Here is a 4,095-nt window from a genome sequence, read left to right on the forward strand (position 1 = left end):
GAGAACGACAACCTGATCGTGCAGAAGCTGTCGGAAGACACCGAGGCCTTCGGCGTCTTCGGTTATTCCTTCCTTGAGGAGAACGAAGACTCGCTGAGCGGCGCGACCATCGACGGCATCGCCCCGTCTCCCGAGGCCATCTCGGAAGAGACCTACCCGGTCGCACGTACCATGTTCTTCTACATCAAGAATCAGCATGCGGAAGAAGCGCCGGTCATGTATGACTACGCGGACCTGTTCATGAGCGAGAAGATGGTCGGCAACCTGGGCTACCTGAAAGGCATCGGCCTGATTCCGGCGCACGAAGAAGCGCGCAAGGCGGCGCGTCAAGCCGTCGCCGACAGAGGAAGACCCTGACGCTTTCGGACCTGCAGGGCTGATGACGTGAGCCACGCGGTGCGGCGGTCGAGCGCATCGTGAACGTAGCGAGTGGCGATCTTCGCGGGCTGGCGTGGTGTGCCTGGCAGTTGCCGGTCACTGCGCTGGCCCGTTCGCGTCTGTTGCAGGGTCTGTTGCAGGTGTTATTACAGGGTTTGTTGCAGAAAGTGATCTGAAGCTGGGGCGCCAAGGCCTGAAAGGCTACTGACATCAGTTTGTTATACAAGCGCGGTACTTCTGATATGCGACCCTATGGTAAGGTAAAATTGCAGCTCTGGAGATGAGTCATGTCCAAACAGCGAGTGCTTTTTCTGTGCAATGCCAATTCTGCCCGCTCCCTGATGGGAGAGGCATTGCTGCGTAACATGGCGGGGGACGAGTTTGACGCCTTCAGTGCCGGTGTCGCGCCTGATGCCCCGCAACAGCATGCGTTGGACGCTCTGGCGCGCGCCGGGGTGGATAATTCAGGTCTGGCGAGCGAGTCGATCGATCGCTACCGCTCTCAGTCCTTCGATGCCGTCATCGTGCTGTGTCAGAAGGCGCAGCAGCAGTGTCGGCAGTGGGATGGCCAGACCGATGAGCTGTTGTTCTGGGATATAGAAGATCCGCGCAATCAGGATACTGCGGTGTCCTATGGGCGCGCCTTGAACGAAATTCGCACGCGCTTGCAGCTGTGGTTGGCGGCACGCTCACATCATTGAATCAGGTGGAATTCTGCATTGTCTCTTCTGACCCCGACACGTCTTTTCAAATGCCTCAGCGACGATACACGCCTTGTGCTGATGTTGCTTATCCATGCAGAAGGCGAGCTTTGCGTATGCGAGATGACCTACGTGTTGCAGGAGTCGCAGCCCAAGGTGTCGCGCCATCTGGCCCAGTTGCGCAATTGCGGTCTGCTGCTGGACCGCCGCCAGGGGCAATGGGTCTATTACCGTCTGATGCCTGGCCTGCCGTCCTGGGTATTGCCGGCGCTGGTCGCGGCGGCGGAAGGGAGTCAGCACCGCATGGCGCCGTTGCTGGCGCGCCTGGCCACCATGGAAGGGCGCCCCAACCGCGAATGCTGAGCCGCTGTTGGTATCGCCATTGCCGTCATACAACAACGCCGCTCCGGATTCCGGGGCGGCGTTGTTGTTGAGAGCACATCAGGGTCTGATCAGACCGGATCGACGGCGTGCTGCTCGGTCTCCGGGTCATGGCGACGATGGCGCAGCTCGATGCCCTTGAGCAGGTTGCGCAGGATCTGGTCCTTGCACTCGCGGTAGTGGCGATGATCGGGCTTGCGGAAGAAGGCAGACAGCTCGGACTTGGTGATCAGTTCGAAACCGGCCAATGCCAGCAGCTCGAGCATGTCGTCATCCTTGAGCTCGAAGGCGATCTTGAGCTTGCGCAGAATCACGTTGTTGTCGAGACGCTTTTCAGGCGCCGGCTGGGCGCCTTCGCGCTTGCCGCGACGCACGTTGATCAGGCCATTGAGGAACCTGGCCAGGTCGATGTCCTTGATGCGCTGCTGAGCCTCATCATCATCGCGCTTGAGCCAATCGCTGATCTGGGCGCGTGAGACCTCGTGGTCCGCGGCAGCGAAGGTGTTGATCATGTCGGTGTCGGAGAGGTTCAGCGCGTAGCGGAGGCGACGGATGATGTCGTTATTGGTCACGGGCGTGGTTCCGGTCGTGAAGAGTGTCAGAGGGCGGCAGGCGGCGCAGTCGGCACAGCAGAACTGATGCCAAGGTGCCGGCCAGCAAGGCCGCGGATGGCGCGCAGCATACCAGATCAGGCGGGCGGTTCGCTCCACTGCAGGCGATGGGGGGCGAATCCGGCGCACAGGGTCGGCTTGATGATGTCGAAGTAGGGCGAGATATCGAAGTCGCAGGGCGCAAACAGGCTGTGATGGCGGATATGCAGCAACTCCTGATAGCAGTGCAGGCATGCCGGGTCGCTGGAGGGCAGGGCGTCACTGTCTGGCAGGATGGGATAGCGCACGGCCTGGAAGGCTTCGGCGATCAGCGATGAGCAGATCGCGCGGGTCGGGTCGCCGCTGCCCAGTGCCAGCATGCGGCGCCGATAGCGGCTTGGCACCGGTGGCGTGCGAATCAGATAGCGAGCCAGATCGACGATATTGCGCAGGTCATATTGATGGCCCAGCCGCGCCTCGGCATGGGCGATCAACGCGCTGATCTCCTCCTCCGTGAGTCCGACCGGGCGGCAGATGCGCGTGTGCTGATGCCAGTAATGGTTGAGGGGGACGCGGCGCACCCCGGCGGTGACGTCCGCTTCCAACAGACAGTCGCCCCTGACCGGACGTCCTCTGCTGTCCAGCGGCGTGCGCACGCAGAGCGCGGCATGAGACCAGGTCGACTGGGTGAGGTAGCGAATGGCGGTGCTGATACGCGAGGAGCCCTCGACCAGCAGGACATCGCCGCGCCGCAGGGTGGCAGCCAGCTTTTCCGGTGATGACGTGGCGCGATGCGCCGGTAGCTTGCCCGGCGCCGTGAGATGACGCGCCAGCCGCGTTCCCAGCCAGTCGAGTCCTCGCATGCCTGCCTCCCGTATGGCTCAACCCTCATCAGCCAGTCTGGGACCTTTTGGAGAATTCAGCCAAATGCCACCTCAGGCATGTCGGGCTCAGCGACCCGGTTTCGGCACGTCCTGCTGGCTGACATTCTCGTCACTGGCGGTCTCGCTGGCCTCGGCCTGGTCGTCGGCGTCCGGCTCCGGGGCATCGAGTGTCTCGTCGGTGTCCTGGGCGGGCGTCAGCGCCAGTTCGGTGAGCAGCGGGAAGTGATCGGAGCCGAAGGCTTCCATGCGCGCCACGCGCACCACACTGAAATGCTCGCTGTGGAAGAGGTGATCCAGTGGCCAGCGCAGCAGGGGAATGTTGGCGTGGAAGGTATTGAACATGCCGCGGCCGACGCGGGGGTCCAGCAGGCCGGACAGCTTGCGGAACAGGCGCGTGGTGCGAGACCAGGCCACGTCGTTGAGGTCACCGGTGACGATCACCGGTTGCTGGCTGTCGGCGACGCTGCGCGCCACGATGATCAGCTCGGCATCCCGCTCGGATGACTCGTCATTCTCGGTCGGGCTGGGCGGCGCCGGGTGCAGGAAGTGCACTCGCACGCGGTCACCGCTGGCCAGCTCCAGTTGCGCATGCATCGACGGCACATCCTCTTCGACCAGGTAGTCGATGCTGGCGTCATGCAGTGGCAGGCGTGAATAGACATGCATGCCATAGAGGTTGTCCAGCGGGCATTTGAGAGTGTGCGTATAGCCGTATTGCTCGCTATCCGCCTCGAGCACGTCGAGCCGCTGCTGCCACCAGTCATCGGATTCCAGCGTCACCAGCACGTCGGGCTGTTCGCGTTCGACGATGGCCAGCAGCTTGTCACTATCGTGATTGCTGGTCAGGACATTGGCGGCGAGCAGGCGGACCTGACGCTGCCGGTCGTGCTGTCTGGTACGCGCGGACTCGCAGGGAAAGAGGCGGGTATAGGGCACGATCCAGTGTGCCTGATAGACAAGCCCGGCCACGGCGATCACGGCCAGTGACACCCTGAGCCCGAAGGCAAGCTGGGACACCGCGAGGTCGGCGATCAACAACATCGCCCACAAGGCGGCCAGCTGCAGACGGGGGAAGTCCATGATGCGCACCGACCAATGGCGAATACGCGTCAGTGGCAGCAGGGTGAAGGCTGCCATCAGCAGCGTCAGTACGCCGAGTAG

At 62.5% G+C, this 4,095-nt stretch carries 5 protein-coding genes and 1 pseudogene; 3 read left to right on the plus strand and 3 right to left on the minus strand.

The genetic code is table 11. The features are described 5' to 3' along the window. The 3 genes and pseudogenes from AC4FAH_RS13615 to AC4FAH_RS13625 form a co-directional block, all read left to right on the plus strand. Nucleotides 1–357 (plus strand): annotated as a pseudogene (locus tag AC4FAH_RS13615) (phosphate-binding protein); the annotation flags it as partial. 308 nt (nucleotides 358–665) lie between these two features. Beyond that, nucleotides 666–1,079 carry an arsenate reductase ArsC gene (locus AC4FAH_RS13620; protein ID WP_107334619.1) on the plus strand — a complete coding sequence of 138 codons (414 nt, stop codon included), beginning with the start codon at nucleotides 666–668 and terminating at the stop codon, nucleotides 1,077–1,079. A 27-nt stretch (nucleotides 1,080–1,106) separates the two neighbouring features. Next, on the plus strand, nucleotides 1,107–1,442 hold the full coding sequence (locus tag AC4FAH_RS13625) for a metalloregulator ArsR/SmtB family transcription factor (RefSeq protein WP_283248893.1): 336 nt from the start codon (nucleotides 1,107–1,109) through the stop codon (nucleotides 1,440–1,442). An 89-nt stretch (nucleotides 1,443–1,531) separates the two neighbouring features. Here AC4FAH_RS13625 and AC4FAH_RS13630 read toward each other — a convergent pair whose 3' ends face one another. The 3 genes from AC4FAH_RS13630 to AC4FAH_RS13640 all read right to left on the minus strand — a co-directional run. After that, a complete protein-coding gene (locus AC4FAH_RS13630) occupies nucleotides 1,532–2,032 on the minus strand; it encodes a YehS family protein (RefSeq protein ID WP_054557257.1) in 501 nt (166 codons plus the stop codon). Nucleotides 2,033–2,148: 116 nt separating this feature from the next. Beyond that, nucleotides 2,149–2,913 carry a YiiX/YebB-like N1pC/P60 family cysteine hydrolase gene (locus AC4FAH_RS13635; RefSeq protein ID WP_213114431.1) on the minus strand — a complete coding sequence of 255 codons (765 nt, stop codon included), beginning with the start codon at nucleotides 2,911–2,913 and terminating at the stop codon, nucleotides 2,149–2,151. 87 nt (nucleotides 2,914–3,000) lie between these two features. Continuing rightward, nucleotides 3,001–4,095: endonuclease/exonuclease/phosphatase family protein (locus tag AC4FAH_RS13640; RefSeq protein ID WP_490246217.1), on the minus strand; the 1,095-nt coding region annotated here is incomplete at its 5' end.

Source organism: Cobetia sp., assembly GCF_983723665.1.